The sequence below is a fragment of the Bradyrhizobium sp. AZCC 1588 genome (genome assembly GCF_036924735.1).
In the GTDB taxonomy this organism is placed as follows: Bacteria; Pseudomonadota; Alphaproteobacteria; order Rhizobiales; family Xanthobacteraceae; genus Bradyrhizobium.
This window is the reverse complement of the sequence record NZ_JAZHSC010000001.1, coordinates 761,839-785,957: the sequence shown is the minus strand read 5'-3', so window position 1 is coordinate 785,957 and position 24,119 is coordinate 761,839. Positions and strand designations below refer to the sequence as shown.

Here is a 24,119-nt window from a genome sequence, read left to right as displayed (position 1 = left end):
CCGGCCTGCACCATCTTGGGGCCGGAACAAACCCGAATTGAAGGGAATTTGCCAATGAAGCGGATCGTCGTCGTCGCAGCTGTGCTTGCATTCAGTGCCGGTGCGGTCGTTGCACAGCAGGACCAGCTCAAGCGTACCCAGGCCATGATGAAGGACAATGGCAAGAACGCAGGCGCGTTGTCGGCGATGGTCAAGGGCGAAAAGCCTTACGACCAGTCGACTGTCAATGCCGCGCTGGCCCAGTTCGATGACACCGCCAAGAACCTTCCGACGCTGTTCCCCGAGAGCATGAAAGGTGTCAAGTTCGAGGGTGATTACGACCCCTCGCCGAAAATCTGGACAGACAAGGCCGGCTTCGAGTCCCAAATTAAGAGCTTCGCCAAGGTCGTCGCCGATGCGAAGGGCAAGGTCAAGAATCTCGAGACGCTCAAGGCGGAAATGCCTGTCATCGGCAAGCAGTGCAGTGGCTGCCACGAGACATACCGGATCAAGAAGGGCTGATCGCATTCTAGCTTTGAGCATGATCTCCGCGCAAACGCGTTCCGCGTTTGTCGCGACGGAAAAACGCTACACATTTTTCCGGATCATGCTGTGGCCTCAGAAAAGGGCGGACGCCGCGAAGCGTCCGCCCTTTTGTGTTAGCGTTTCTTGTTTGCTCGCGTTCGAACCTACCTACTTCGTCACCAAATTTACTAGGTGACTTGATTTATTTGGTTACCTGGCCGCGGATTTCGCCGCCCGGATTGGCTGCGGTGTGGATGTTGATGTAGTACCTGCCCGCCACGAGATCCGCGGCCTGCGCATCGGTCAACGTCGCGCTGCCCTCGACCGGGCTCGACGTCGCATTGGGAATGGCGACAGCGACGCCGGCATTTTTGCCAGCTTCTGCAGGCCCGTGGAAATGCGCAGCGGTGGCAGGGCCGGACAGGCCGGAATAGCTCAGCTTCCAGCTCAGCTTCTTGCTGGCGGGATCGTAGTCGATGTCGGCGGCACCCTTGGCCGCGCTGGTGCTGGGCGGCACCTGGGACTTGCCGTCGAGTGTCGCCTTCATCTTGTCGGCAGACGCGGGTCCGGAAAAAGCAATCGCTGCCCCCAACGCAAGCGTGACAAGCATGGTCTTGTTCGACATGGTGTTTCTCCCTGTGGACGTCAAAACGGTGATGTCAGCCTCAAAACAACGCCTTTCCGAATTTATTCCCGAAACGCAGACAAAGGCTCGAAATTTCGCAGACGCCTATGGCGCAAAGTGCGTCCATACTGGTTGTTGAGTTTAGGACTCCCTGACAACGGATCAGTGAATGCTGCGACGAATTCTCCTTGGCTTGATTTTGGCTGGCGTCGCCGGCGCCGGTGTTTTCTGGTGGCTCACGATCCCGGCGGTCGTTGCCCCAGCCTCGCTTCCTCCCCGCACGCCGAACCTTGCCAACGGCGTTGCAACGTTCAATGCCGGAGGCTGTTCCTCCTGCCATGCCGTTCCCAACCAACCCGATCGGCTGCAACTGGGCGGCGGGCTCGCAATGCCGTCTCCGTTCGGGACGTTTTACGTTCCCAACATCTCGCCAGATCCTACCTACGGTATTGGCCGCTGGAGCGAGGCTGATTTCGTGACGGCGGTGCTCAGGGGGACGTCGCCGGACGGCGTGCATTATTTTCCGGCCTTTCCATATACGTCATACCAGAACGCGAGCGTCGACGACGTGCGCGATCTCTTTGCCTACCTCAAGACGCTTCCAGCGGTGACCGGCAAGACGCGCGATCACGACGTGCCGTTTCCATTCAACATCCGCCGCAACATCGGTGTCTGGAAATGGTTGTTCATGAACGGAAAGCCTCACATAGCAGACGCCGCACATTCGGCGTCGTGGAATCGCGGGACTTACCTCGTCAACGGTATGGGCCATTGCGCCGAGTGTCACAGCCCGCGCAATTTCCTCGGCGGCATCGTCGAAGCGCAACGCTTCGCAGGCGGGCCTAATCCGGAAGGAGAGGGCTGGGTACCCAACATCACCCAGAAAAGATTGGAGGAGTGGAGCGCGAAGGATATCGCCTACTTCCTCGAAACGGGGCAAACGCCGGATGGCGACAGCGCCGGCGGATCGATGGTGCGCGTGATCAAGAACACCTCGCAATTGCCGCCAGAAGATCGCGATGCCATCGCGGAGTATGTCAAGTCGCTGCCGCCGGTCGAAGGACCGCCGCGGCCGAAGAAGAAGGAAGCAGAAAAGTCATGACGGAAAGTAGCTTCGCGCGCCGTCAGGGCGTCAGGGCCGCGGTGATCGGCTCGCGCCGTTCCGGCAAGGAAGGCACGATCGTCAACGGTGGCTTGCGCGGCGCGGGCGTGGCGTTTTTGGTCCGTTTCAAATCCGTGGCACGTTTGGCCGCCGCAATGTCGGCGAACGATTGATCGAAATCGCCGGTCCGGTACAGCACCACGCCGCGATCGAGATAGGCGGTTGCGAAGCGCGGATAATATTGAACGCCCAGATTGTACGTGGCGAACGCCGGGACAGGCTCGAAGCGGCCAATGGGGGCGGCGCCCGATTCCTTGGCTGCGGTTACTGTGGAGGCGAGTGTGACCGCTCCGCCGGTTAAAGCCTCTCCGCGCTGGATGCGTGGTTCATCCTGCGCTGGAGCGTCTGCCTGCACGGCCGCAACTTGCTGCGCGCCGCGGCTGTCCTCCGGCATTTCTGCGGCACCCGGTGGTTTTGAAAACAATCCGAACACGGTGTAGCCGCCGACCAGCACCGCGGAAATGATCGTTGCCGCCATCGTATTGGAGGCGACCTTTCGTACGGTCTCGTAAGTCTGGATCGCCTTCGTGGCAGGCGGCTGCAGCGCAATGGCGAGCAGTTGATCGTAGGTCGCGCGCTGCTCGGTGTCGTTCAGGATGTCATAGGCGCGCATGAGTTCCCTGAACCTCAGCGCGGCCTCGGGATTGTCGGGATTGATATCGGGATGGGTCGCCTTCGCGGCCTTGCGGAATGCCTTCCGCAATTCCTCGGCGTCGTCACTCGGAAGCGCTCCGAGCAAATCGTACAGCGTCCCCATGGTGGTACTCGCGACCGTTTCCCCCTCGGACCGTCCCCGCCGCGGAACTTCCGATTGACGACGCCCCAGATAATCAAAAATATCAAGGCGGTAGCATGATCCCCTTATGGCAAAAGCATGCCATGGTTAACGTCGTTAACCATCCGTTGCGGTCGGGGCGCTCAATTGGCGTGGCAGGCGGGCAGGGCTGGCAGCCCGTCCTCACAAGCAGGCGGGCCTATCGGCCGCACCAGGGACGCGGCCTTGGGGAAGGCGGGCCGACGCCTAACCCGTGCCGAACGCCTTGAAGGTGATGATGGTGTGGGTGTCCTGGATACCCGGAATCACCTGCACCCTCTCGTTGACGAAATGGCCAATGTCGGTGTCCTTATCGACGTAGAACTTGACCAGCAGATCGTAGTCACCGGCAGTGGAATAGATCTCCGAGGCGATCTCGGCCTCCGCGAGCGCATTGGCGACGGCATAGGATTGGCCGAGTTTGCATTTGAACTGGACAAAGAAGGGAACCATCGCTGTCGTCTCCGAATTGGTTGGTCCCAATAGGCCAAAAACCGCTGATAATGGCAAGCCAGCTTGCTGCCGATGCCATGGCGCGGTAGGACATTCCATGGCCTTCAACCTACGACTTGCACGAGGCTTGCGATGACGGCGCCGATCGCGCTGACCATCGCCGGCTCCGATTCCTCTGGCGGAGCCGGTATCCAGGCCGACCTGAAGACGTTTGCCGCGCTCGGTGTCTACGGCGCCTCCGTGATCACGGCGCTGACTGCACAGAATACCGAAGGCGTCAGCGGCATCCATCAGGTGCCGGCGGAGTTCGTGACCGCGCAGATCGATGCGGTGTTTTCCGATCTCGACGTCGGAGCGGTCAAGATCGGCATGGTGGCGCAGCCATCGGTTATCGACGCCATCGTCGCCGGCCTCAAGCGCTGGTCGCCGAAGCACGTCGTGCTCGATCCTGTGATGGTCGCAACCTCCGGCGACCGGCTGCTGGCTGCGGAAGCGGTCGAGTCGCTCAGGACAAAACTCATTCCGCTTGCTTCGGTCATTACGCCCAATTTGCCTGAGGCCGCCGCGCTGCTCGACGAACCGGTGGCTGCGGGTGAGGCCGCCGTCGAAAGCCAGGGCAGGCGATTGCTGGCCATGGGGTGCAAGGCGGTGCTGATCAAGGGCGGCCACGGGGAGGGCGCCGAGTGCGTCGACTATCTGATCGGCACGAGCGGCACCATCGCGCTGGCCGCGCCGCGCATTGTGACGAAAAACACCCATGGCACCGGCTGCTCATTGTCCTCGGCGATCGCGGCGGAGCTCGCGAAGGGCGAGGGCATGGAAACCGCCGTGCGTAACGCCAAGGCGTGGGTCAGCGCTGCGATTGCGGAGGCAGATCGCTTCAGCGTCGGCCACGGTCACGGCCCGATCCACCATTTTCATAAGTTTTATTAGCTGAACTGTCGTCCCTGCGAACGCACGGACCCAGAGCGTGAGCGCAATCGCGCTCATCGCGCGCCGCGGCTTATCAATTGAAGCAAGCGGATTGTTATCTTCTCCACAGTAAGCATCGGTGGTTATGTCCCTGCGTTCGCAGGGATGACATTGAGTTGTCGCCGCCGCCGTGTCGCTTGCCTGTCGCATCACGCTGCTATCCGCGAGAGCCAAGGGCGCGGCATTGATTCTCGTGGGGCTATAGGTCGCGTGATCAGTCATCGCCCTGTCACAGAAATCTGGTAGGTGCACAGATATGGGCAGTGACTCCTTGAGTGAAGAGAGCCCCGAACGGCGCTTTCGTACTTTGTTCATCTCCGACGTCCATCTCGGAGCCCGCGGCTCGCAAGCCGACCGTTTGCTGGACTTCCTCAAAAGCCACGACGCCGACACCATCTATCTCGTCGGCGATATCGTCGATGGCTGGGCGCTGAAGTCGAGCTGGTACTGGCCGCAATCGCACAACGACTTCGTGCAGAAGATGCTGCGCAAGGCGCGCAAGGGCGCCAAGGTCATCTACGTGCCGGGCAATCACGACGAGTTCCTGCGCAACTACTACGGCACGCATTTCGGCGGCATCGACGTGGTGGAAAACACCATCCACACCGGCGTCGACGGCAAGCGCTATCTCATCATCCACGGCGACATCTTCGATCTCGTGGTGCAGAACGCGCGCTGGCTCGCCCATCTCGGCGACAAGGCCTACGACTTCGCCATTCAGATGAATCGCCTCGTCAACTTCTTCCGCCGCATGTTCGGTGTGCCCTATTGGTCGCTGTCGCAATGGGCGAAGCTGAAGGTCAAGAACGCCGTGAACTACATCGGCGCGTTTGAACAGACGCTGGCCGGCGAGGCGCGACGTCATGGCGCCGATGGCGTGATCTGCGGCCACATCCACTACGCCACCATCCGCGACGAGCACGGTATCCGCTACATGAATTGCGGCGACTGGGTGGAAAGCTGCACCGCGCTCGCTGAGCACGAGGACGGCCGGTTCGAGATCATCATCTGGACCGATCCGCAGCGAAGGGCGGCGCCCGTTCCCCGCGTCGCGGCGCGCGCGGCATGACGCATATCCTGGTCGCGACCGATGCGTGGCATCCCCAGGTCAACGGGGTGGTACGCACGCTGACCGCGCTGGCGGAGGCGGCCAGGGGGCTTGGCGTCGAGATGAGTTTCCTGACGCCGCAATCGTTTCGCACCTTTGCGATGCCGAGCTATCCCGACTTGCGGCTGGCTCTGCCGCTTCCCGGCAAGATCGCGCAACTGATCGAAGCGGCAAAGCCCGACAGCATTCATATCGCGACCGAAGGGCCGATCGGGCTGTTGGTGCGGCGCTATTGCCGCAAGCGCGGCTTGCCGTTCACCACGAGCTTTCACACCCGGTTTCCGGAATATGTCTCGGCGCGCTCGCCAATTCCGGAATCCTGGGTTTGGTGGGCGCTGCGTGCCTTCCACCGGCCGAGCCGGGCAGTGATGGCCGCAACGCCGGCGCTTGCGGCTGAGCTGCGCCTGCGCGGCTTTCGCAACGTGGTGCTGTGGTCGCGCGGCGTCGATACCTCGCTGTTCCATCCGCGCAGCGCCGATCTCTGCCTTCCGACGCCGGTATATCTCAGTGTCGGCCGCCTCGCGGTCGAAAAGAATCTCGAGGCCTTCCTCGATCTCGATCTGCCCGGCACCAAGCTCGTGGTTGGCGACGGGCCGGCCCGGATGGCGCTGGAACGGAAATATCCCGACGCCGTGTTCCTCGGCGCGCGGCATGGCGAGGAACTGGCCGAAATCTACGCGGCGGCCGATATTTTCGTCTTTCCCAGCAAGACCGACACGTTTGGCTTGGTGCTGCTGGAAGCGCTGGCCAGCGGCTTGCCGGTCGCGGCTTTTCCGGTCACCGGTCCCCGCGACGTGATCGGCTCGGCGCCGGTTGGCGTGCTGAACGAGGATTTGCGCACGGCCTGCCTGGAGGCGCTGCAGATTTCGCGAGAAGAATGCGTGGAATTTGCCGCCGCCCATACCTGGCAGGCCTCGGCACGGGTTTTTGTCGACCATGCCCTCAACCTTGGTCCCCTGCAGCCGGAAGGCGAGCTGGTCGAATTTGCGGCCAAGGACCCGCATTTCGCCGCCTGATATCACCTGAATCTGTATTGCCCGCCGGTCCGCTTGCGCGATACAAAGTGCGCATGACGGAAAAAGCCTCAACGGCACCGGTCGGTGCTGCAGATATCGACGCGGCGGCGCGAGTAGTCGGCCCGTTTGCGGTGCGGACGCCGCTGTTGTCGTTCCCCGTTCTCAACGAGCGCGTCGGGACCAAGGTCTTTCTGAAGCCCGAAATGCTGCAGCGGACCGGATCGTTCAAGTTCCGCGGCGCCTTCAACAAGCTGGCCTCGATCCCGCAGGACAAGCGCGGCGGCGGGGTGGTCGCATTCTCTTCCGGCAACCACGCCCAAGGGGTGGCGGCGGCGGCGCAGATCCTCAACATGCAGGCCACCATCGTGATGCCGGCGGACTCTCCGGTCACCAAGCGCGAGCGCACCAAGGGCTATGGCGCGGAGGTGGTGCTCTACGACCGCGACAAGGAGGACCGCGAAGCGATCGCCAACGGTATCGCCGGCAAACGCGGTGCGACGCTGGTCCGGCCGTATGACGATCCCTTCGTCATTGCAGGGCAGGGTACTGCGGGCCGCGAGATCGCCGAGGACATGACAGCGCTCGGGCTCGTGCCCGATATCGTGGTAGCGCCGGCCTCTGGTGGCGGGCTGATCGCTGGCGTCGCGACGGCCGTGAAGGCAAAATTTCCGCAAGCGCAGGTCATCGTCGCCGAGCCCAAGGACTATGACGATCACGGCCTCTCGCTCCGCGCCGGCCATCGCGAGGCGCATCACGCCGCCGGCCGCACCATCTGCGACGCGCTGATGGCGGCGATGCCGGGCGAACTCACCTTCTCGATCAACAGCAAGCTGCTCGCAAATGGCGTGACCGCATCCGACGAGGAAGTCGGCGCGGCGGTGGCCTATGCCTACCGGGAATTGAAACTGGTGGTCGAGCCCGGCGGCGCCGTCGGCCTCGCGGCACTGTTGGCCGGCCGCATCGATGCCAGGGGAAAGAACGTCGTCATCGTGCTTTCCGGCGGCAATGTCGACGCGGACCTGTTCGCCAAACTGGTCGCCTGATCATCACATCTTAAACGGAAGCGGGCAGAGCATGTGCTCTGCCCGCCTTTCGTTGTCCGGAGCTCCTTATTCAGCGCCTGAAGCCGCCGCCGAATGACCCGCCGAACGAGCTGCGGGACGGGCTTGAGGCGAAGCGCTGGCTGAAACCTCCGCCGCCCATGCCGCCGCTGAACCGGCGCGGCGCAGTGGTCATCATGGGCCTGGTCATCATGGGCCTGGTCGTGATGGGTTTGGTGACCCGTATCGGATTGTTCTGAATCCTGGGCGGCAAGGTCGTGACCTTGCCGACCTTGCTGCTGCTGTTGTTGCTGGCATTGACAGGGATCGGGTTGATCTTGCCGGGCAGGGTCGTGCCCTTTCCGCCAATGCCATTACTGTTGCCAGTGAGCTTGCCAGGCAGGGTCGTGATCTTGCCTGTCTTGCCGTTGTTGATGCCGCCATTGATCGGGTTATTCGTTGCCGCGCCCTTGGCAGGCAGCGTGATGATCTTGGAAGGCACCGGCATGTGGGCCTGGGCACCAAGATTGTGCTTGGAGATGCCGAGGATGGGCGAGTTGCCGATGTTGCCCGGCTTGAACGTCGGCGACTGCTTCGCCAGATGCGTGAACTGCATCAGGGGCACGGCCTTCGGCGCGACCTGCAGCTTCAGCGCGGACTTGGCGTAGGGGCTGTTGGAATAATTTTCGTGGAACGTCTTGTAGGCGAACGGCGAGTTGGCGACCACCGCTTTGTGCCACGCCGTCGCCATCCGCAAATTGCCGAGCAGCAGGCGGATGTGGTCGCACAGCGGATCGTGCGGGTAAAGGCGGATGAATTCTTCATAGTACTCGGGCGAGCCTTCCGACAGCACGTAGTCGTAAGCCTGGCGCACCGAACGCGACGGCAGATTCGACGCGGTCTGGACGATCGGGCGGCGATCCGGCGCGCGGCCTGCGGCGACCGCGGTATCGCCGAAGAAATAGAAGTCGGAGGTTAGCGACGAACTTTCCCACGGTGTCTGCTTTCCGGAGGTGGTGTTGTTCACTTCGAGCCGCACGCGCTTGAACAATTGCTCGATCGGCAGGTTCGGCTCGCGTGCGACATTCAGGAAAGCTGACGTGTACGGGCTGTGGTTGCCGTCGCCGTCCTGCGCTTCCATGCCCGGCGCGGTCGAGTAGCCGACGATCGAGCCTCGGGGCGCATCGACGATCGCCAAGCCCCGCCCGGCGTCGTTGATCTCGGGGAACGGATTGTTGCGGCAGGCGTCGAGCACCACGATGCGCATCCGGCTCGGGATCGATTCCAGCGTGCCCATCACATCGACCAGCCGGACCGAATTGCCGTCAAGATCGGACGGCGAAGCGATCTTCGCATCGACCGGAAGCAGATAGTTCTCACCCGCCACCTGCACGCCGTGGCCGGCATAATAGATCATGGCGACGGTGCCGGGGCCGCGCTCGGCGACCCTGGCGGAGAAGTCCTGCACGACCTTGACCATGTCGCTGCGCGTCAGGTCGGTGGCCTGGGTGACCTCGAAGCCGGCAGAGTTCAAAAGCTGCGCCATCGATTGCGCGTCGTTGCCGGGATTGGCGAGCTTTGGCGCGATCTGGTAATTCGAATTGCCGATCACCAGCGCGACGCGCTGGTCCGCCGGCGGCGTTTGCATGCCGTTGCGGATGTCGACGTTAGGGGCTTCGGCCAACGCTGCACCGGCGAAGCCGAGCAGGCCTGCCAGCAGGCCGGCACCCAATAGCGATGACTTAAAACGGGACATGGCTGCCTCCTCAGGCGAGACCTTGTTGCGAGATTTGCTGCTGGGGACGCTAAGCCGGGCGCGGGCTGTCGTACGTGACCGCGATCACGGTTGCAGCGCGCGGCGCTTCCACGCTTGCCGCCGCGCGATACCGCTGACAATCTCGGGTTGCTGAACGGTCGAAGGAACCCAAAATGGGCTTCGGGCTAAAGACCACCACAGGAATCATTGCGGGCGTGCTGGTCACGGCGGCGCTGGCTCAGGCGAGCAAGGTGTTCGCGCCGCTTGCGGCGGCATTGTTCATCATTGCGATTGTGTGGCCGATCCAGAAGCAGTTGCAGTCCTGGATGCCAAAACTTGCCGCGCTGGCGATCACCATCGTCGCCACCGTGGCAATCTGCCTCGGCTTCGCCTCGCTCGCAGCCTGGGGATTTGGTCGGGTAGGGCAATCACTGCTCGCCGACCTGGCGCGCTACCAGGCCCTTTATGCGGCGACCGTCAATTGGCTGGACGGCCACGGCGTCTCGGTTGCGGGGTTGTGGGCTGAACATTTCAACGTAAGCTGGCTGCTGCGCGCCACGCAATATGTCACCGGACGGGTGAACACGACGCTCAGCTTCTGGGTGATTGCGCTGGTTTACGTCATGCTCGGGCTTCTCGAAGTCGAACACATCAGGCGAAACATCGAACGGCTGGATAACCGTACCGCAGCACGCGTGCTGCTCGACGGCGGCGAGGCGACCGCGGCGAAATTCCGAAAGTACCTTTTGGTGCGGACGCAGATGAGCGCCGTCACAGGCCTGCTGGTCGGCAGCTTCGCCTGGATTACCGGGCTGCCATTCGCGTTCGAATGGGGCGTGATCGCGTTCGTGCTGAACTATATCCCGTTCATCGGCCCGTTCGTTGCGACACTGTTTCCAACCCTGTTGGCGATGACGCAGTTCGAGACCTGGCCGGCGGTGCTCGGCGTATTCGTGTGCCTGAACATCATTCAATTCGCGGTCGGCAGCTACATCGAGCCGCGGGTGGCCGGCAGCCTGTTGTCGATCTCGCCAGTGGTGGTGCTATTTGCAATCTTCTTCTGGACGTTCCTGTGGGGCCTGTTCGGGACCTTCATCGGCGTGCCCATCACGCTTGCCATACTCACCTTCTGTGCCCAGCATCCGTCGAGCCGCTGGATTGCCGATCTGTTCGGCGGACCGGAGCCGGAGAAACCCGGCAAGCTCTAGTCGGCTGTCTCGCCCTCGATCTCTACCCGCTCGGGCGGCAACAGGCCCAGCCGGCCATCCTGGCCGGCCGTCAGTGAATGAATGTAGAAGTACGTCGCTGCAGCGTCGGTTGCACCCATCACGGGCGAGGGAGCGGAGATGATTCTTAACCCGCCGCATGCGCCGATCCAGTCGATATGACGGTGGCCATGCATCACGACGGCGCGATCTCCCAACGCTTCCAATCTGCGGACGAACCAACTGCCGTTGATCAACGCCGTTCCGATGCGCTCGGAAAATGCTTTTACCGGCATGGGATATTCCGCCAGGTGGTGGTGCAATGCGACGATCCAGCGCGCCCGCGGAAAACATCTGATCGCTGCCTCGAGGCGATGCGCCTGTTCGACGGATACCAGTCCGAGCGCGTTGGTGAAGGAAAAATGGGTCTTTGCATTCGAGTTCAGGATCGCGATTCCGAGGCCATCTTCCGGTTCCGGCGGCAGGATCATCGGAAACTGGTCGTCGAACAGGCTGCGCAGCGCGGCGACACGGCGCAAACCGCCAAACTCAGCAACGGCCGCGATCGCGTCGCGGTAGAGCGCCAGCGCCTGTTGCAGCGTAGCGGCCGGTCTTCCTTTGGCATCGACGACGTGTACCCGTTCGCCTTGCACGGCCGCCATCGCCGACAGCGTCCGGATTTGCCGCAGCCGTTTGCCGGTGCTGAACGGCAGGTCGAGCCTTGCCGGATTGGCGCGGTCGACGATGTTGACGTCATGATTGCCCGGCAACAGGATCGTGCGCGCGGCAAGCTCCGGGTGGCGCGCCAGCGCTTCGAGGACTAACGCCCATTCGCTGGCGCGACCGGCGTCGGTCATGTCGCCCGTGATCAGAACGTGATCGAGCGGATTGCTGGCGTGGATGGCGGCCAGCCGCGCCAGGATTCGATTGAGCCGGCCATTGCCGCGGGGGCCAGCCCGTCCGCTTTCGATGCGAAAGCCATATTGCTCGCCGATCGCGTGAAGATCCGACAGATGCGCAACGCGCCAAGTCCGGCCTTCGGTCGAGGCGGCATCGAACATGGCAAGATCGAGCGGTTGAGGCATGCTGGCATCGGCAAAACCCCAAACCAGCGATGCGACCGCCAGATAGCCTGCCATCAGTACAACGGCATTCGCAAGCGTGGGCATGGCGAGCCGATGCAGCAAGAGCAGATCGCTCCAGTTACCAGCCCAACGCGAGGCAGGCCAGGCGAGTATCGCGATCACCGCCGCGGATGCGGACAACATGATACCGGCGCCAACCGAATTGGCGCTGCGCAAGCGCGCCCGGCCGGCAGGAGTGAAGTTTTTTCCTACGATCAGTTCCGTCAGATGACGCAAGGCTTCGCGCGAAAACGCATAGCCCGGCTGCACCGCGAGTGCATTGAGCGACCAGAAATTGATCTCGGCGATCCGAAGCAGCGGGCGCCATCCGATCCATCCCACCGCGACGATCGCGGCCAGCAACAGCGCGGTGCCGATTTCGGTCAGCGCTGCAAGCTGTTCCGACAGGGTGGAAAACCAGGCCGAAGCCAGCAACGGCGCCAGACCGAGCAGCACCGACGGCAACAACAGCAAGACCGTCCAGGCGAACAAGAGCTTCGGCAAACTGATTTCGACCAGCAGGCTTCCGGCGATTGCCAGCAGCGACCGCTGTCCCGGACTGGCGGCATCATCCTCGATATCGCCGTTCCGCGGATCGACCAGCATATTCTCTGCGGCTTTGGTGACGTGTCGCTCGGAGATCGGCTTCGTCATTGCTCAATACCGCATTAGCTCGGTCAAATTGGTCGCTAATTCGCGAAGGTTTGTCGATGCGGTGCCATTGGCGTCTCGGGATTTGTCACAAAGTTGTGTAGCGGAACATACCCGACGCAAACGTACTTTAAGGTTGTGTGATTGACTCGATGCACTTTCGGGCGTTACCGTACGTGCAAGTCAAACGAAGCTGAGACGGTCAACGCAGACCGTCTATCAGCATGTAACTCGTGTTGCCGAACGGCCCGATCATCTGCGCGCAGCATGTCGAGCCGGATGGAGGAGTCCGATGGACTCACCTTCGATTTCGGAATCCATAGAACGCCCCTACATCTCGACAGGACACCTGCCAGAACCCGAGCTGGTGCAGGAGCTGGTGTCGGACGCGCACCGGCGCTTCAAGTCGAACGGAGACGGACAGAATTCACAGGTCTATCCGGCCCTTGCCAGGGTTCCCCGCGAACTGTTCGGGATTTGCGTTGCCGGCACCAGCGGACGCATTTACGAGGCGGGAGACACCGGCCATGAATTCTCGATCATGAGCGTATCGAAGCCGTTCGTGTTCGCGCTTGTTTGCGAGACGATCGGCCCGGAAGAGGCGCGCAGAAGACTTGGGGCGAACGCTACCGGATTGCCCTTCAATTCTCTCGCAGCCATCGAGCAGGGCAGTGGCCGCACCAACCCGATGGTCAACGCGGGCGCGATCTCGACCACCAGCCTCGTGCCGGGCCTGACGGCCGAAGGCCAATGGCAATTCATTCATGACGGGTTGTCGCGGTTTGCGGGGCGCAAGCTCACGCTCAATGAAGAGGTGTACGCCTCGGCGTCGCAAACCAACTATCGCAATCGCAGTATCGCCCGGCTGCTGCAGAGCTACGACCGGATCTATTGCGACGCCAAGCAGGCGACCGATCTCTATACCAAGCAGTGCTCGCTGAATGTGAGTGCGCGGGATCTGGCGGTCATGGGCGCGACGCTGGCGGACGGCGGCGTCAATCCGGTTACGCGGCAGCGCGTAGTGGATGCTGCGGTCTGTCACTACGCACTCACCGTGATGATTACCGCTGGCCTATACGAGACCTCGGGCGACTGGCTCTACGACATCGGCCTGCCGGGCAAGAGCGGGATCGGCGGCGGCATCGTCGCGGTCTCTCCCGGGAAAGGCGGCTTCGGTACCTTCGCGCCGCCGCTCGACGCGGCCGGCAACAGCGTGAAGGGGCAACTCGTAGCAAAATTCCTGTCGCAGCGGCTGGGAATGGATCTGTTCGTATCGCAACCGGAAAACTGAAGCAGATGCAAAGAGTGGATTGATCGAGCCGCTAGCTCGATCGATCCGGGACCGAGCCGCTCGGGAGGACACCATGGCGACGCACTCGATGTCGATCGGAGCAATCCGGGAGGAAGCGCGGGAGTCATGGGTACCGATGATCGCCATCGCGCTCGGCCAGATGATCATGTCCTACAATGTTGCCTCGCTACCAGTGGCGCTCGGCGGGATGGTGAAGAGTTTTGGCGTCCCGCCGACGACGGTTGCGACGGGTATCGTGGCCTATTCCATGCTGGTGGCCGGCTTCGTGATGCTCGGCGCAAAACTCGCGCAGCGGTTCGGCGCGCTGCAGGTGTTTCGCTTCGCCGTCATCCTGTTCTGCGCGTCGCAGATATTGATGACATTCAGTCCCACGGCGACGTTGATGATCACAGCGCAAGCGCTTTGCGGCGCGGCCGGCGCCGTGATCGTGCCGTCGTTGGTGGCGCTGATTGCCGAGAATTACACGGGGCGGCAGCAGGCGACGGCGGTGGGCGCACTCGGCTCCGCGCGCGCGGCGGCCGGCGTGCTGGCGTTCATCATCGGCGGCGTGCTCGGCACCTATATCGGCTGGCGGCCCGCATTCGGTATCTTGATCGCGGTTTCTGCGATTGTTTTCCTGTTGAGTTTCCGTCTCAAGCGCGACTATGGCCGCCCGGATGTGCATATCGATCTCTTCGGCGTGGTCCTGGCGGCATCGGCGATCGTTCTCATCAGTTTCGGCTTCAACAATCTGAACGGATGGGGGCTGGCGCTGGCCACCGCCAATGCGCCGTTCGACCTGCTTGGCCTTTCGCCGGCGCCGATCATGATCGTTCTCGGCGTCGTGCTCGGGCAGGCATTCCTGATGTGGACGCATCGGCGTCAGGCCGCCGGGAAGACCCCGCTATTGGCGCTCGAGGTGATCGATTCGCCGGAGGAGCGCTGCGCGGTCTATGCACTGTTTGCCGTGGTCGCGCTGGAGGCGGCGCTTAATTTCTCAGTGCCGCTGTACATTCAGATCGTGCAGGGCCGCTCGCCGCTTGCGACCGCGATTGCGATGATGCCGTTCAATCTGACGGTGTTCTTCACGGCGATGCTGATCGTCAATGTCTACGACCGGCTGACGCCGCGGCAGATCGGCCGCTACGGCTTCCTGTTGTGTACGGTTGGTCTGGTGTGGCTGGCCGTTGTCGTGCGCAACGACTGGAGCGAGATTCCTGTGCTGATCGGCCTGGTTCTGTTTGGGATCGGGCAGGGCTCGCTGGTGACGTTGTTGTTCAACGTGCTGGTCACCGCCTCGCCCAAGGAGCTTGCAGGCGATGTCGGGTCGCTGCGCGGCACCACGCAAAATCTTGCCGCTGCGGTTGGAACGGCGGTGGCGGGTGCGCTTCTGGTCGGTCTGTTGAGTGCGATCGCGCTCAGCAGTATCGCGGCCAGCCCCGAGCTGCCGAAGGAGATCCAGAGCCAGGTCGATCTCGACAACATCACTTTCGTCAGCAACGACCGGCTGCGGAGCGTGATGGAGAGCACGACCGCGACGCCGCAGCAGGTCGAGGAAGCGGTGCGCGTGAATACCGAAGCGCGGCTGCGTGCGCTGAAGATCGGATTGTTGATCATGGCCGGTCTTGCGCTGCTGGCGGTCATCCCGGCCGGCCGGCTTCCGAATTATCTGCCGGGCGAGATACCGAGCGATGCGTCGGCTGCCGAGCGCCCGAGATCAACCTGATGTGAAACAAGAGCTTCGGAGCTGGGCAAAGGGACATCCGGAAAGGAGACCAGGTAATGGATGCAATCGATCGCCGCACGGCGCTGCTTAGCCTTTTTGGTGGTGTGGTCGCCGCAGGATTGGGCGCGGACATATTGGGCGGTTCGGCCGAGGCGATGCCACTCGCGATGCAGAAGGATCCCGGAAAGAAGTCGGGTGATTTCAAGGAAGAAGCTCAGGCCGTGGTGACGCGGCCGCCACGGCGGCCTCCTCCTCACTGGCGCCGGCGTCCTCACTGGCGCCGGCGTCGCCCGCGCCGCGTCTGCTATTGGCGTCGCGGCCGGCGTGTCTGCGTCTGGCGATGACGATCATTGAGCCGGCGAGCGCGGCGACGGCCGAACTTCGCGCGAACGCGCTAGCCACGACTCTCGCCGGCTTCGCTCCAAATAGACCAAATAGAGGAGGCTGACATGACCACAGTTGACAACAGCTCGCCGATCGGCGCCACCAATTTGACTGCGCCGCCGTTCTGGATCTGTGTTCTGCTTGGACTCGCCCTGATCCTGGCCGGCTTCCTGGTTCTCGGCGACGTCATGCTCGTCACCGTGATCAGCACCATCTTCATCGGTTGGGTTTCGATCGTCGCCGGCGCCTTCGAGATCGTCCATGCATTCTGGACCAAGGGATGGGGAGGTTTCGTATGGCAGGTGCTTCTCGGCATCCTGTACATCGCCTTTGGCGTCGTGCTGGTCGGCCAGCCGGTCGCCAGCGCCTTGATTCTCACCTACGTCCTGGGCCTGGTGTTGGTGATTTCCGGTTTCGTCCGCATCTTGATCGGCATCAGTCATTGGCGAGACGCAGGCTGGATCATGCTGCTGTCCGGCGCGTTTGGTGTAGTGGCTGGCCTCATCATTCTGACCGGATTTCCGATGACCGGCCTATGGGTCCTCGGATTGCTGCTCGGCGTCGATCTGATTTCCCATGGCATCGGATGGTTGGCTTATGCGTGGCAGCCTACCACCCGAAGCGCGTAGCTCCTCCCTGCCTACTAGAGCGAGATGGCTTTTCTTCGAATCGCTATCTCGCTCCTTTTTTCTGTTTGAGCATGATCTCCAGGCAAACACCTCCCAACATCCCTCGTTACGGTCGCGATGTTTCTGGTTCTTGCCGAACCCCTGCGTTATTCAGCCGAGGTCTTCCATGTCTTGGCATCGAGTCGTCAAAATTCTTGCAGTCGTTGCGTCGACGGCATTGAGCCTCACGGCGGGTTTACTCCCTGCACAAGCTCAGCAAGGCGCGGCTGTGCTATTTCAGAACGTTCGTATCTTCGATGGAAGAAGTGACACGCTTTCAGCATCGTCCAATGTGCTGATCAGGGACAACAAGATCGAGAAGATCTCGCCCGCAGCGATCACCGCAGACGCCGCGCAAACGGCCGTCATTGACGGTGGAGGACGCGTGCTGATGCCGGGACTGATCGACGCGCATTGGCACGCGATGTTGATCCGCCCAACGCCGGCGACCGCCATAGCGGGCGACGTCGGCTACAACAATCTTCTTGCGGCTGCCGAAGCGACGGACACGCTTATGCGGGGCTTCACCACTGTTCGCGACGTGGGCGGGCCGAGCTTTGGGCTCAAGCAAGCCATTGATGACGGCCTCGTCACCGGCCCTCGCATCTACCCATCCGGTGCCATGATCACAGTCACCAGCGGCCATGGCGACTTCCGGCAGCGTTCAGAGCTGCCAAGAACGATCGGCGGCATGCTCAGCCGCATGGAGCAGATCGGCGGCAGCATGGTCGCGGATAGTCCCGATGAGGTGCGCGTGCGGGTGCGCGAGCAGCTCATGCAGGGAGCGTCCCAAATCAAGTTGACGGCGGGCGGCGGTGTGTCATCGCCCTTCAGTCCGATCGACGCCGTCACCTTTACCGAGCCCGAACTGCGCGCCGCGGTCGAAGCGGCTGAGAATTGGGGCACATACGTCGTCGCGCATGCCTTTACGCCGGCTGCGATCCAACGGGCTATTGCCGTTGGCGTGAAGTGTATCGAGCACGGGTTCCTGATGGACGACGCAACCGCCAAGCTGATCGCCGAGAAGGGCGTTTGGCTGAGCCTGCAGCCGCTCCCCGAGGCGTTGAGGCAAGGCTTTCCCGAGGGTTCAGTCGAACGAGCCAAGGCGGATGAGGTCTGGCCGGGCATAGGCAGGGCATACGAATTTGCGAAGAAGTACAAGCTCAAGACGGCGTGGGGCACCGATGTTCTGTTCTCCCCCGCGCTGGCCCAGCGCCAGGGGGCAATACTGGCCTCGCTTGTCCGTTGGTACACCCCCGCCGAAGCACTCGCCATGGCGACTGCGACGAACGGCGAATTGCTGGCGCTATCCGGCAAGCGCAATCCCTATCCGGGAAAGCTTGGCGTGATCGAAGAGGGCGCGTTGGCTGACCTGCTGCTGGTCGACGGCAATCCGATCGAGAACATCAAGCTGATCGAGTATCCGGCGAAGAACTTCCTGGTCATCATGAAGGACGGGAAGATTTACAAGAACCTGGTCGCCAGCGGCAAGGTGAACTAGGGCGGGGACTATTAGCTGACTTTCGGGAGCGAAGTCCGCTATGCGGCGTCTTACGGACTGTGTGCGTGCACACCGGAAGGCGCATGAGTTCCGCAATGGGCCAACAGGATTCACTCGATCACTTCGTTGGCGCAGACGAGTTGCCGCTACGCGGTGCGAGTTCTCCATGCTTTCCAAATACCAACGAAAAATAAGATCGCGCCTGCAAAAAAGGCGAAGATCGCTCCTCCGCCAAGCCATGTGTAATATTCTATCCGCTGTTCAAGCTGCTCAATCACTGGAAAGAATTCCGTCACCATGCCGATCGCAACCAAAAGCACGAGGAAGCCAAACAGAATCAAAATGACTCGCAGAATCGTTGTCCACACTAGCCGAAATCCAGAGGGCCCCTTACGGACGGAGCTTAAGAGATACAGGCCTGCCAGCGGTAGGTAGATTCCGAGCAGGACTCCACAAACAAAAAACAAAAGCTTTAGTGTGAAGGAATCAAGCATCATGGCTCCCCGCGTCTCCTTCCAAAGTCTTCGCCAAGCTGCATTATCCAGCGAGCAGCTGGATAGAGTGAAATGGAAGAAAAAGTGACTGCTAAGGATGCAACGTAGGGGTTAATTAGTTCGCTCATTTGCACAGCCTCTAGCAGCTTAGTAGTAAGCCAAGGGCCGCCGAACCAGAAAGTTGGCATAGCAAAAAGCTGCGCTGTCAATGTGACAATCGACGAGGCGCCTTTATCGGGATTGCTCACAGCAGTTTTGAGCAGCAGCAGAAATACAGTTCCGCTTATTATCCCAATCAGAAATCCCAGCGCCAATCCTACACCCAAGCTATCCTCCAACTCGGTCTTCGCTGCCGCCGAGCCACAAATGGCAGTGGTAATCCTGACCTGGCTGCACTTGCTCATTCAAGTTGCTGGTCGATATGTAGAACCAGCCCAAACCTGTCTCGACCAAGTGATCGCAGACGCCGGGGAAGAATTCCATTTTGACGAAGCAGACTAGCGGATGCGAGGAGTGCGCCAGCGCTGGGATGGCGGCCGCCCGCGCCGCTACAACAAATAGTGCCGCGATCAGCCACGTTGCCCCCGCCTCGCGGAGGAGCCCGATGAAGGAGCGCCGGTTCATTGCCCAGTCCCTCCTGTGCTATCGGTCGAAAGGATAGCACACTTTGGTACGACAGGAGACTGCCGAGCTACGAGATTTGAACCCAGCTTATGTCGCAGATTGGGCATTCGCGTTGGTGTTGCCGCTCCACGATGTATCTGCTGCCGGGCTATCTCGGACCTGCCGGTTCGACGTAGCGAACGTTCTGTTCCAAACGACAACGCTGTGATCTGGCGACGCCGAATGCGACGGGCGCGCCCCCCTACAATCGATTGATCGCCGCCACCTTCAAATGGAACGGCAACATCGTCACCGACATCGGCAATTGCCCGATGCTTTCGCCGTCGACGTCGGCGCGCACCATGGTGTCGCTGTCGATCGTGATCCGTGACGCGTGGCGGCGCGAGACCTTTGGGTGCGCCAGATAGCTGCCGTCGGCAAGGTTAGGGACGATCTTGATCAGGGTTTCCCAATGCCCGAGATCGCCGACCATGATCAGGTCGAGCTTGCGGTCGCCGGGGTCGGCGCCCGGCGCGAGCATCAGGCCTTCGCCCGCGCCATCGAAGCTGCACAGCATCATCGACCACATCAGCAGATTCTGCTCGGCCTCGTCGTCGATCCTGATGCGGTAGCGGCGCGGGTTGTAGGTCAGCGAGGTGAACGCTGTTGTCAGGACGTAGCTGATCGGGCCGAGCCGCTTCAGGAGCGGCACGCGTTGCGCGCGCCAGGAAATTGTGGCCGCGGCGCCGACGATGGCGAGCACGAAGCCGTAGCGCGTCACTTGGTCGCCTGCATAGCCCTTGGCATCAGCGCGGAATACGTCGACGTCTCGCGTGTGTCCCATGGCGATGGCCTTGCTGGCCTGCTCGAGCGAGAGTTGTCCGAACGAGCGGGAGAGTTCGTTCGAGGTGCCGCCCGGCAGTTGCGCCAGCACGAGATCGGGCGCGATCGGCCGATCGTCCGAGATCAAGCCATTCATCATCTCGCTGAAGGTGCCATCGCCGCCGACGGCGATCAGGCGCTGGTAACCGGAAGCGACGGCTTCCTGCGCCAGCTTCGTTGCGTGGTTGCGCGCGCAGGTCATCGCAATGTGGTCGCTATCGATCGGGCCGAGATGCTTTTCGAGTTCGGCACGTATCTGCGGCCAACGCTTGCCGCAGTTACCCTTGTTGGCCATTGGATTGACAATGATCCTGGTTTTCACGGCTATCTCCGCAGGGAAGACAATCGTGCCAGCTTGATCTCGGCGGTGAGGCGAATCAACCGGAAAGCGAACTATTCGCAGGTGCAACAAATGCTGCGGGCGCGTCGTCGATGCCGGCGAGCTTCAGGCGGCAGCGCTTTACGAGAAGAACGCGATCTTCTCGGCTTGGCTCATGCGCCGGATCGGCGCCAGCGGGTCGTTGGCCGCCATGACCGGCTTTCGCAGCATCCCGCTCGCAATGAGGGTCGAGCCGAGCGACACTTCCACCGCTGGCGTGGGCGCAGGCGCGGCGGCGGGCGGTGGCGACGGTTGAACGGTCTGTTGAACCGGCTGCGGCGACGCCGTGGCGACCGGTTCGGGCGCCTTGGCGACGATCTTGGGAGCAATCGGCGCAGGCTCCGCCAGACGGACCTGCTCGGCTATCGCTTCGGCGATCTCCTCGTCGCTGATCGGATCCGGCGCACCCATCTCCATCGCGATCATGTCGAGGATCGCCTCGTCTTGCGCATCAGCGTCCTGGGTATCAGCGTCCTGGGCATCAGCGTCTTGGGCGTCGGCGTTCCGGACGGAGTTGTCTTGGGCGGCTGCGTGCTGGACGGTCGCGTCTTGCACAGCGGTATCTTCGACCGAGGCCTCTGGAGCCCTGGCGCTTTCGGCAGCCAGCGGCGTTTCCGCTTCCGTCAGCACGGCTTCCGCCGCCGCAAGCACGGCCTCCGCGGATGCGGCCATCGAAGCGAACGGCGTCTCGGCAGTTTCCGGTGCTTCCTGCGCGAAGGCTGTCTCCGCTGCCGGCGGCATTTCCTGCGCGGCCGGGGAGGGCGCCGCCGCCTCGGACTCGGCAGCCGGCACTGGCGCGCCGTCCTCGTCCCCGAATTCCACAAGCCGACCCTGGAGGGCGGCAAAGGCCGCACGCAGCGCTGCTCGCGCCTCCTCGGAGGAGAACTGTTCGGTGCCCTTTTCGATGACGGTGACCTGTGAATCGATCAGGTCGCAAATTCGCCCGTCATTGCCGATTTCGCGCAGCCGCCAGGCGATTTCGCGCAGCACCCGCGCGCCCTTGCGGACCGGGGCCAGCCGCTGCTCCAGCGCTAGGCTGTCGAGCGCCTCGACCGCCGATTCCTCGGCCGCCTCGACCGCGCCGCGGATAGCGGCAAGCGCCTCGGTCAGGCGCTCTTGCGCCGCGGCAGCCGCGGCGACGGCCTCGGCCGCCTGCTGCGCCGAAAGGCCTTCCTCCCGCTGGAGGCTTGCTTCCCGCTGAAGGGTCTCTTCCCGCTGGGCGGTGAGGCTTTGCTCGATCCGCGCCACTGCGTCCAGCACCATGCGGGTGTCGGCATTGCGGTTGCGCTTGGCGTATTCGGTCAGGAACCAGCGGCCCCGCGAAGTCTCCATGAAGGCTTCGGCGATTGCAGCATAGTCCTCCTCGCTCGGCAGCGCGGCGCGTGCTGAGATCGGCGAAAGGGCGAATGCTTCGTCGGCCATGTCAAACTCTTCGCGCAAATCGGCGCGCATTGCGATAACGAAACAACACGATATTGACCGAATCGCAATTGAATTGATGCCAAGCGAATCACAAATCCCCATCGCTTCTCAAGGTGCATCGAAGCGATTCGCGACCCGGGTAGCGCTGTTTTACGGCACGCTGTTCGGCATGACCGGCACCCATCTGCCGTTTTTCACGGTATGGTTGAAGGCGGTCGGGATCGATGCGTTTTGGATAGGGCTGATCACGGCCGTGCCGCCGATGAGCCGATTTACCGCCCTTCCGGTGGTGACGGGCCTTGCGGAACGGCGGCAGGCCTTGCGCGGCGGCATCATCTTGACCGCCTTTGCCACCGCCTTGGGCTTTTTCGTGCTGGGCACCCAGCATTTGCCGGTGCTGGTGTTCCTGATCTACGCGCTGACCTGCTGCCTGTGGACGCCTATGGTGCCGCTCACGGATGCCTATGCGTTACGGGGAGTGAAGCGCTACGGCCTCAACTACGGACCGTTGCGACTGTGGGGCTCGGCCGCCTTCGTTTTGGGCGCGCTGGTCTGCGGCATGCTGTTCGACCTCATCGCCGCCCGAAATCTGATCTGGATCATCGCAGGCTCTGCCGCGCTTGGGGCGCTGGCCAGCCTCGCGCTCGAGCCGCTGGACGACGTCAAGGCCGTTCGCCCCGCCGCCGGCGACGCGAGCACGCTGCTGCGCGACGGCGGCTTCATCACGATCATCGTGGCATCGGCGCTGATCCAGGGCAGCCATGCCGCCTATTACATTTTCGCGTCGATTGCCTGGCAACAAGCGGGGTTCGACGGACTGACGATTGCAGTTCTGTGGGTGCTCGGCGTGATCGCCGAGATCGTGCTGTTCGCCCTGTCGCCGCGGTTCACCCTGCAGCCGTCGATGCTGGTGGTGATCGCGGCGCTGAGCGCGGCCACACGCTGGGTGTTGACGGCGCAGGACCTGCCGCTCGCTGTTCTCGCGATCGTCCAGCTCGCGCATGCGCTGAGTTTCGGGCTGACGCAGATCGGCATCATGGGATTGATGCTGCATCACGTGCCCGGCCACGTGATGGCGCGCGCGCAGGGCTATCTGACCGCCTGCGGCGGCATCGTCGCCGGCCTCGCCTCGGTCGCGTCAGGCACGATCTACGAGACCTGGGGACAGGACATCTATTACGTGATGGCGGTGATGGCCGCCCTCGGCGGGCTGGTGGTCTGGCTGGCGCGGGACCGGCTCGCACATCAGCCCCACAAGGCGGCTTCCGGCGGATAGACTAGGCTGCCGTCGTAGCGCAGTCCTTCGCCGCGGTCGCGCGCCAGCAGCAGCGGGCCGTCGAGATCGACGAATCTCGCCTGTTGCGCGAGCAGCATGGCCGGCGCCATTGCCAGCGAGGTCGCGACCATGCAGCCGATCATGATCTCGAATCCGAGCGCCTGGGCGGCATCCGCCATCGCGAGCGCCTCCGTCAGCCCGCCGGTCTTGTCGAGCTTTATGTTGACGGCGTCGTAGCGCGCGCGCAGGCCTTCCAGCGAGGCGCGGTCATGCACGCTTTCGTCGGCGCAGACCGCGACCGGGCGCTTGATGCGGGCCAACGCCTCGTCGCGCCCGGCCGGCAGCGGCTGCTCGACCAGCGTGACCCCGGCGTTGGCGCAGGCGGCGAGGTGGTATTCGAGGTTGTCCGGCGTCCAGGCTTCGTTGGCATCGACGATCAATTCGGATTGGGGGGCCGCCTTGCGGACCGCCGCAATCCGCGCGTCATCGCCGTCGCCGCCGAGCTTGATCTTAAGGAGCGGCCGATGCGCGGCCTTGGCGGTTGCCGACGCCATAGCCTCCGGCGTGCCCAGCGAAATCGTGAAGGCGGTGGTGCAGGGGCGCGGCGCCGGCCGTTCGAGCAGTGTCCAGACTCGTTGGCCGGAGCTCTTGGCTTCGAAGTCCAATAGCGCGCAATCCAGCGCGTTGCGGGCGGCGCCAGCGGGCATCGCCGCCTGCAGGGCGGCTCGGTCCAGTCCCTTGGCAAGGGGCTTCTGCATCGCATTAAGTGCTTCAAGCGTCGCCTCCGCCGTCTCGCCGTAACGCGGGTAGGGCACGCATTCGCCGCGCCCGGTACAGTCCCCCTGGCTCACGATGGCGACGACGGTGACGGCCTCGGTTTTGGCGCCGCGGCTGATGGTGAACGCGCCTGCAATGGGCCAGCGTTCGATGCTGACGGCAAGCTTTCGAGATAGGCTGGAAGTCATTTTAAAATCTGGCAATTTTCTGAACCGCAAGCTTGCCCGCCGCTACCAACTATGGCTGGTTAGGGACAGATTCGACAAGGCAATACGGCGTGCGGAAC

General features: G+C 62.5%; 24 protein-coding genes. 12 read left to right on the top strand and 12 right to left on the bottom strand.

Annotation, left to right across the window (positions count from 1 at the left end):
- Positions 1-54: 54 nt before the first annotated feature.
- Positions 55-501, top strand: coding sequence for a c-type cytochrome (locus V1277_RS03825; protein WP_334415060.1), 447 nt, complete (start codon positions 55-57; stop codon positions 499-501).
- Between the two features lie 205 nt (positions 502-706).
- Here V1277_RS03825 and V1277_RS03820 read toward each other — a convergent pair whose 3' ends face one another.
- Positions 707-1,129, bottom strand: a complete 423-nt coding sequence (locus tag V1277_RS03820; RefSeq protein WP_334374184.1) for a CHRD domain-containing protein — start codon at positions 1,127-1,129, stop codon at positions 707-709.
- Positions 1,130-1,298: 169 nt separating this feature from the next.
- Here V1277_RS03820 and V1277_RS03815 point away from each other — a divergent pair, with 169 nt between their 5' ends.
- Positions 1,299-2,231: a c-type cytochrome gene (locus V1277_RS03815; protein ID WP_334415059.1), complete on the top strand. Its 933-nt coding sequence runs from the start codon at positions 1,299-1,301 to the stop codon at positions 2,229-2,231.
- Between the two features lie 22 nt (positions 2,232-2,253).
- Here the strand turns inward: V1277_RS03815 and V1277_RS03810 are convergent, their stop codons facing one another.
- Positions 2,254-3,048 carry a J domain-containing protein gene (locus V1277_RS03810; RefSeq protein WP_334415058.1) on the bottom strand — a complete coding sequence of 265 codons (795 nt, stop codon included), beginning with the start codon at positions 3,046-3,048 and terminating at the stop codon, positions 2,254-2,256.
- A gap of 264 nt (positions 3,049-3,312) precedes the next feature.
- Positions 3,313-3,558 carry an Lrp/AsnC ligand binding domain-containing protein gene (locus V1277_RS03805; RefSeq protein ID WP_213256806.1) on the bottom strand — a complete coding sequence of 82 codons (246 nt, stop codon included), beginning with the start codon at positions 3,556-3,558 and terminating at the stop codon, positions 3,313-3,315.
- Between the two features lie 132 nt (positions 3,559-3,690).
- On the opposite strand from V1277_RS03805, the gene thiD reads away from it, so the two are divergent.
- From thiD to V1277_RS03785, 4 genes are all read left to right on the top strand, one after another.
- Positions 3,691-4,491 carry a bifunctional hydroxymethylpyrimidine kinase/phosphomethylpyrimidine kinase gene (thiD, locus tag V1277_RS03800; protein ID WP_334415057.1) on the top strand — a complete coding sequence of 267 codons (801 nt, stop codon included), beginning with the start codon at positions 3,691-3,693 and terminating at the stop codon, positions 4,489-4,491.
- A gap of 295 nt (positions 4,492-4,786) precedes the next feature.
- Entirely contained in the window at positions 4,787-5,599 is an 813-nt protein-coding gene (locus V1277_RS03795) for a UDP-2,3-diacylglucosamine diphosphatase (protein ID WP_334415056.1), read from the top strand.
- The gene (locus V1277_RS03790) at positions 5,596-6,654 is read left to right on the top strand and encodes a glycosyltransferase family 4 protein (RefSeq protein ID WP_334415055.1); all 1,059 of its coding nucleotides are present in this window, start codon (positions 5,596-5,598) and stop codon (positions 6,652-6,654) included. Before V1277_RS03795 ends, V1277_RS03790 begins: the two co-directional genes overlap by 4 nt.
- A 53-nt stretch (positions 6,655-6,707) precedes the next feature.
- On the top strand, positions 6,708-7,697 hold the full coding sequence (locus V1277_RS03785) for a threonine ammonia-lyase (RefSeq protein ID WP_065749361.1): 990 nt from the start codon (positions 6,708-6,710) through the stop codon (positions 7,695-7,697).
- Positions 7,698-7,767: 70 nt separating this feature from the next.
- On the opposite strand, the gene V1277_RS03780 is transcribed toward V1277_RS03785, so the two are convergent.
- The gene (locus V1277_RS03780) at positions 7,768-9,450 is read right to left on the bottom strand and encodes a caspase family protein (RefSeq protein ID WP_334415054.1); all 1,683 of its coding nucleotides are present in this window, start codon (positions 9,448-9,450) and stop codon (positions 7,768-7,770) included.
- A gap of 173 nt (positions 9,451-9,623) precedes the next feature.
- On the opposite strand from V1277_RS03780, the gene V1277_RS03775 reads away from it, so the two are divergent.
- The gene (locus tag V1277_RS03775; RefSeq protein WP_334415053.1) at positions 9,624-10,658 is read left to right on the top strand and encodes an AI-2E family transporter; all 1,035 of its coding nucleotides are present in this window, start codon (positions 9,624-9,626) and stop codon (positions 10,656-10,658) included.
- Here V1277_RS03775 and V1277_RS03770 read toward each other — a convergent pair.
- On the bottom strand, positions 10,655-12,433 hold the full coding sequence (locus V1277_RS03770; RefSeq protein ID WP_334415052.1) for a metallophosphoesterase family protein: 1,779 nt from the start codon (positions 12,431-12,433) through the stop codon (positions 10,655-10,657). The genes V1277_RS03775 and V1277_RS03770 overlap by 4 nt on opposite strands.
- 289 nt (positions 12,434-12,722) lie before the next feature.
- Here V1277_RS03770 and glsA point away from each other — a divergent pair, with 289 nt between their 5' ends.
- A complete protein-coding gene (glsA, locus tag V1277_RS03765; protein WP_334415051.1) occupies positions 12,723-13,721 on the top strand; it encodes a glutaminase A in 999 nt (332 codons plus the stop codon).
- A gap of 73 nt (positions 13,722-13,794) precedes the next feature.
- Complete coding sequence (locus V1277_RS03760; protein ID WP_334415050.1) at positions 13,795-15,447, top strand: MFS transporter; 1,653 nt, start codon at positions 13,795-13,797, stop codon at positions 15,445-15,447.
- A 201-nt stretch (positions 15,448-15,648) separates the two neighbouring features.
- Here the strand turns inward: V1277_RS03760 and V1277_RS03755 are convergent, their stop codons facing one another.
- Entirely contained in the window at positions 15,649-15,849 is a 201-nt protein-coding gene (locus V1277_RS03755; RefSeq protein WP_334415049.1) for a hypothetical protein, read from the bottom strand.
- Positions 15,850-15,896: 47 nt separating this feature from the next.
- On the opposite strand from V1277_RS03755, the gene V1277_RS03750 reads away from it, so the two are divergent.
- Both V1277_RS03750 and V1277_RS03745 read left to right on the top strand, forming a co-directional pair.
- Positions 15,897-16,460 carry an HdeD family acid-resistance protein gene (locus V1277_RS03750; RefSeq protein ID WP_334415048.1) on the top strand — a complete coding sequence of 188 codons (564 nt, stop codon included), beginning with the start codon at positions 15,897-15,899 and terminating at the stop codon, positions 16,458-16,460.
- 166 nt (positions 16,461-16,626) lie between these two features.
- Complete coding sequence (locus V1277_RS03745) at positions 16,627-18,000, top strand: metal-dependent hydrolase family protein (protein ID WP_334420271.1); 1,374 nt, start codon at positions 16,627-16,629, stop codon at positions 17,998-18,000.
- A gap of 146 nt (positions 18,001-18,146) precedes the next feature.
- Here the strand turns inward: V1277_RS03745 and V1277_RS03740 are convergent, their stop codons facing one another.
- The 5 genes from V1277_RS03740 to V1277_RS03720 all read right to left on the bottom strand — a co-directional run bounded on the left by V1277_RS03740 (position 18,147) and on the right by V1277_RS03720 (position 21,780).
- Positions 18,147-18,497, bottom strand: coding sequence for a hypothetical protein (locus V1277_RS03740; protein ID WP_334415047.1), 351 nt, complete (start codon positions 18,495-18,497; stop codon positions 18,147-18,149).
- Positions 18,494-18,820 carry a hypothetical protein gene (locus V1277_RS03735; RefSeq protein ID WP_334415046.1) on the bottom strand — a complete coding sequence of 109 codons (327 nt, stop codon included), beginning with the start codon at positions 18,818-18,820 and terminating at the stop codon, positions 18,494-18,496. The genes V1277_RS03740 and V1277_RS03735 overlap by 4 nt, the downstream gene beginning before the upstream one ends.
- Position 18,821: 1 nt before the next feature.
- The gene (locus tag V1277_RS03730) at positions 18,822-19,118 is read right to left on the bottom strand and encodes a hypothetical protein (RefSeq protein WP_334415045.1); all 297 of its coding nucleotides are present in this window, start codon (positions 19,116-19,118) and stop codon (positions 18,822-18,824) included.
- 241 nt (positions 19,119-19,359) lie between these two features.
- The gene (locus V1277_RS03725; RefSeq protein ID WP_334415044.1) at positions 19,360-20,301 is read right to left on the bottom strand and encodes a diacylglycerol/lipid kinase family protein; all 942 of its coding nucleotides are present in this window, start codon (positions 20,299-20,301) and stop codon (positions 19,360-19,362) included.
- Between the two features lie 138 nt (positions 20,302-20,439).
- The gene (locus tag V1277_RS03720) at positions 20,440-21,780 is read right to left on the bottom strand and encodes a hypothetical protein (protein WP_334415043.1); all 1,341 of its coding nucleotides are present in this window, start codon (positions 21,778-21,780) and stop codon (positions 20,440-20,442) included.
- Between the two features lie 76 nt (positions 21,781-21,856).
- On the opposite strand from V1277_RS03720, the gene V1277_RS03715 reads away from it, so the two are divergent.
- The gene (locus V1277_RS03715; protein WP_334415042.1) at positions 21,857-23,056 is read left to right on the top strand and encodes an MFS transporter; all 1,200 of its coding nucleotides are present in this window, start codon (positions 21,857-21,859) and stop codon (positions 23,054-23,056) included.
- Here V1277_RS03715 and dgcA read toward each other — a convergent pair.
- On the bottom strand, positions 23,026-24,021 hold the full coding sequence (dgcA, locus tag V1277_RS03710; protein WP_334415041.1) for an N-acetyl-D-Glu racemase DgcA: 996 nt from the start codon (positions 24,019-24,021) through the stop codon (positions 23,026-23,028). The genes V1277_RS03715 and dgcA overlap by 31 nt on opposite strands.
- Positions 24,022-24,119 lie beyond the last annotated feature (98 nt).

Excerpts from the sequence above, each read along its gene's own strand:
- V1277_RS03825 (WP_334415060.1), top strand. The coding sequence starts at position 55 with ATGAAGCGGATCGTCGTCGTCGCAGCTGTGCTTGCATTCAGTGCCGGT.
- V1277_RS03820 (WP_334374184.1), bottom strand. The coding sequence starts at position 1,129 with ATGTCGAACAAGACCATGCTTGTCACGCTTGCGTTGGGGGCAGCGATT.
- V1277_RS03815 (WP_334415059.1), top strand. The coding sequence starts at position 1,299 with ATGCTGCGACGAATTCTCCTTGGCTTGATTTTGGCTGGCGTCGCCGGC.
- V1277_RS03810 (WP_334415058.1), bottom strand. The coding sequence starts at position 3,048 with ATGGGGACGCTGTACGATTTGCTCGGAGCGCTTCCGAGTGACGACGCC.
- V1277_RS03805 (WP_213256806.1), bottom strand. The coding sequence starts at position 3,558 with ATGGTTCCCTTCTTTGTCCAGTTCAAATGCAAACTCGGCCAATCCTAT.
- thiD (WP_334415057.1), top strand. The coding sequence starts at position 3,691 with ATGACGGCGCCGATCGCGCTGACCATCGCCGGCTCCGATTCCTCTGGC.
- V1277_RS03795 (WP_334415056.1), top strand. The coding sequence starts at position 4,787 with ATGGGCAGTGACTCCTTGAGTGAAGAGAGCCCCGAACGGCGCTTTCGT.
- V1277_RS03790 (WP_334415055.1), top strand. The coding sequence starts at position 5,596 with ATGACGCATATCCTGGTCGCGACCGATGCGTGGCATCCCCAGGTCAAC.
- V1277_RS03785 (WP_065749361.1), top strand. The coding sequence starts at position 6,708 with ATGACGGAAAAAGCCTCAACGGCACCGGTCGGTGCTGCAGATATCGAC.
- V1277_RS03780 (WP_334415054.1), bottom strand. The coding sequence starts at position 9,450 with ATGTCCCGTTTTAAGTCATCGCTATTGGGTGCCGGCCTGCTGGCAGGC.
- V1277_RS03775 (WP_334415053.1), top strand. The coding sequence starts at position 9,624 with ATGGGCTTCGGGCTAAAGACCACCACAGGAATCATTGCGGGCGTGCTG.
- V1277_RS03770 (WP_334415052.1), bottom strand. The coding sequence starts at position 12,433 with ATGACGAAGCCGATCTCCGAGCGACACGTCACCAAAGCCGCAGAGAAT.
- glsA (WP_334415051.1), top strand. The coding sequence starts at position 12,723 with ATGGACTCACCTTCGATTTCGGAATCCATAGAACGCCCCTACATCTCG.
- V1277_RS03760 (WP_334415050.1), top strand. The coding sequence starts at position 13,795 with ATGGCGACGCACTCGATGTCGATCGGAGCAATCCGGGAGGAAGCGCGG.
- V1277_RS03750 (WP_334415048.1), top strand. The coding sequence starts at position 15,897 with ATGACCACAGTTGACAACAGCTCGCCGATCGGCGCCACCAATTTGACT.
- V1277_RS03745 (WP_334420271.1), top strand. The coding sequence starts at position 16,627 with ATGTCTTGGCATCGAGTCGTCAAAATTCTTGCAGTCGTTGCGTCGACG.
- V1277_RS03740 (WP_334415047.1), bottom strand. The coding sequence starts at position 18,497 with ATGATGCTTGATTCCTTCACACTAAAGCTTTTGTTTTTTGTTTGTGGA.
- V1277_RS03730 (WP_334415045.1), bottom strand. The coding sequence starts at position 19,118 with ATGAACCGGCGCTCCTTCATCGGGCTCCTCCGCGAGGCGGGGGCAACG.
- V1277_RS03720 (WP_334415043.1), bottom strand. The coding sequence starts at position 21,780 with ATGGCCGACGAAGCATTCGCCCTTTCGCCGATCTCAGCACGCGCCGCG.
- V1277_RS03715 (WP_334415042.1), top strand. The coding sequence starts at position 21,857 with ATGCCAAGCGAATCACAAATCCCCATCGCTTCTCAAGGTGCATCGAAG.
- dgcA (WP_334415041.1), bottom strand. The coding sequence starts at position 24,021 with ATGACTTCCAGCCTATCTCGAAAGCTTGCCGTCAGCATCGAACGCTGG.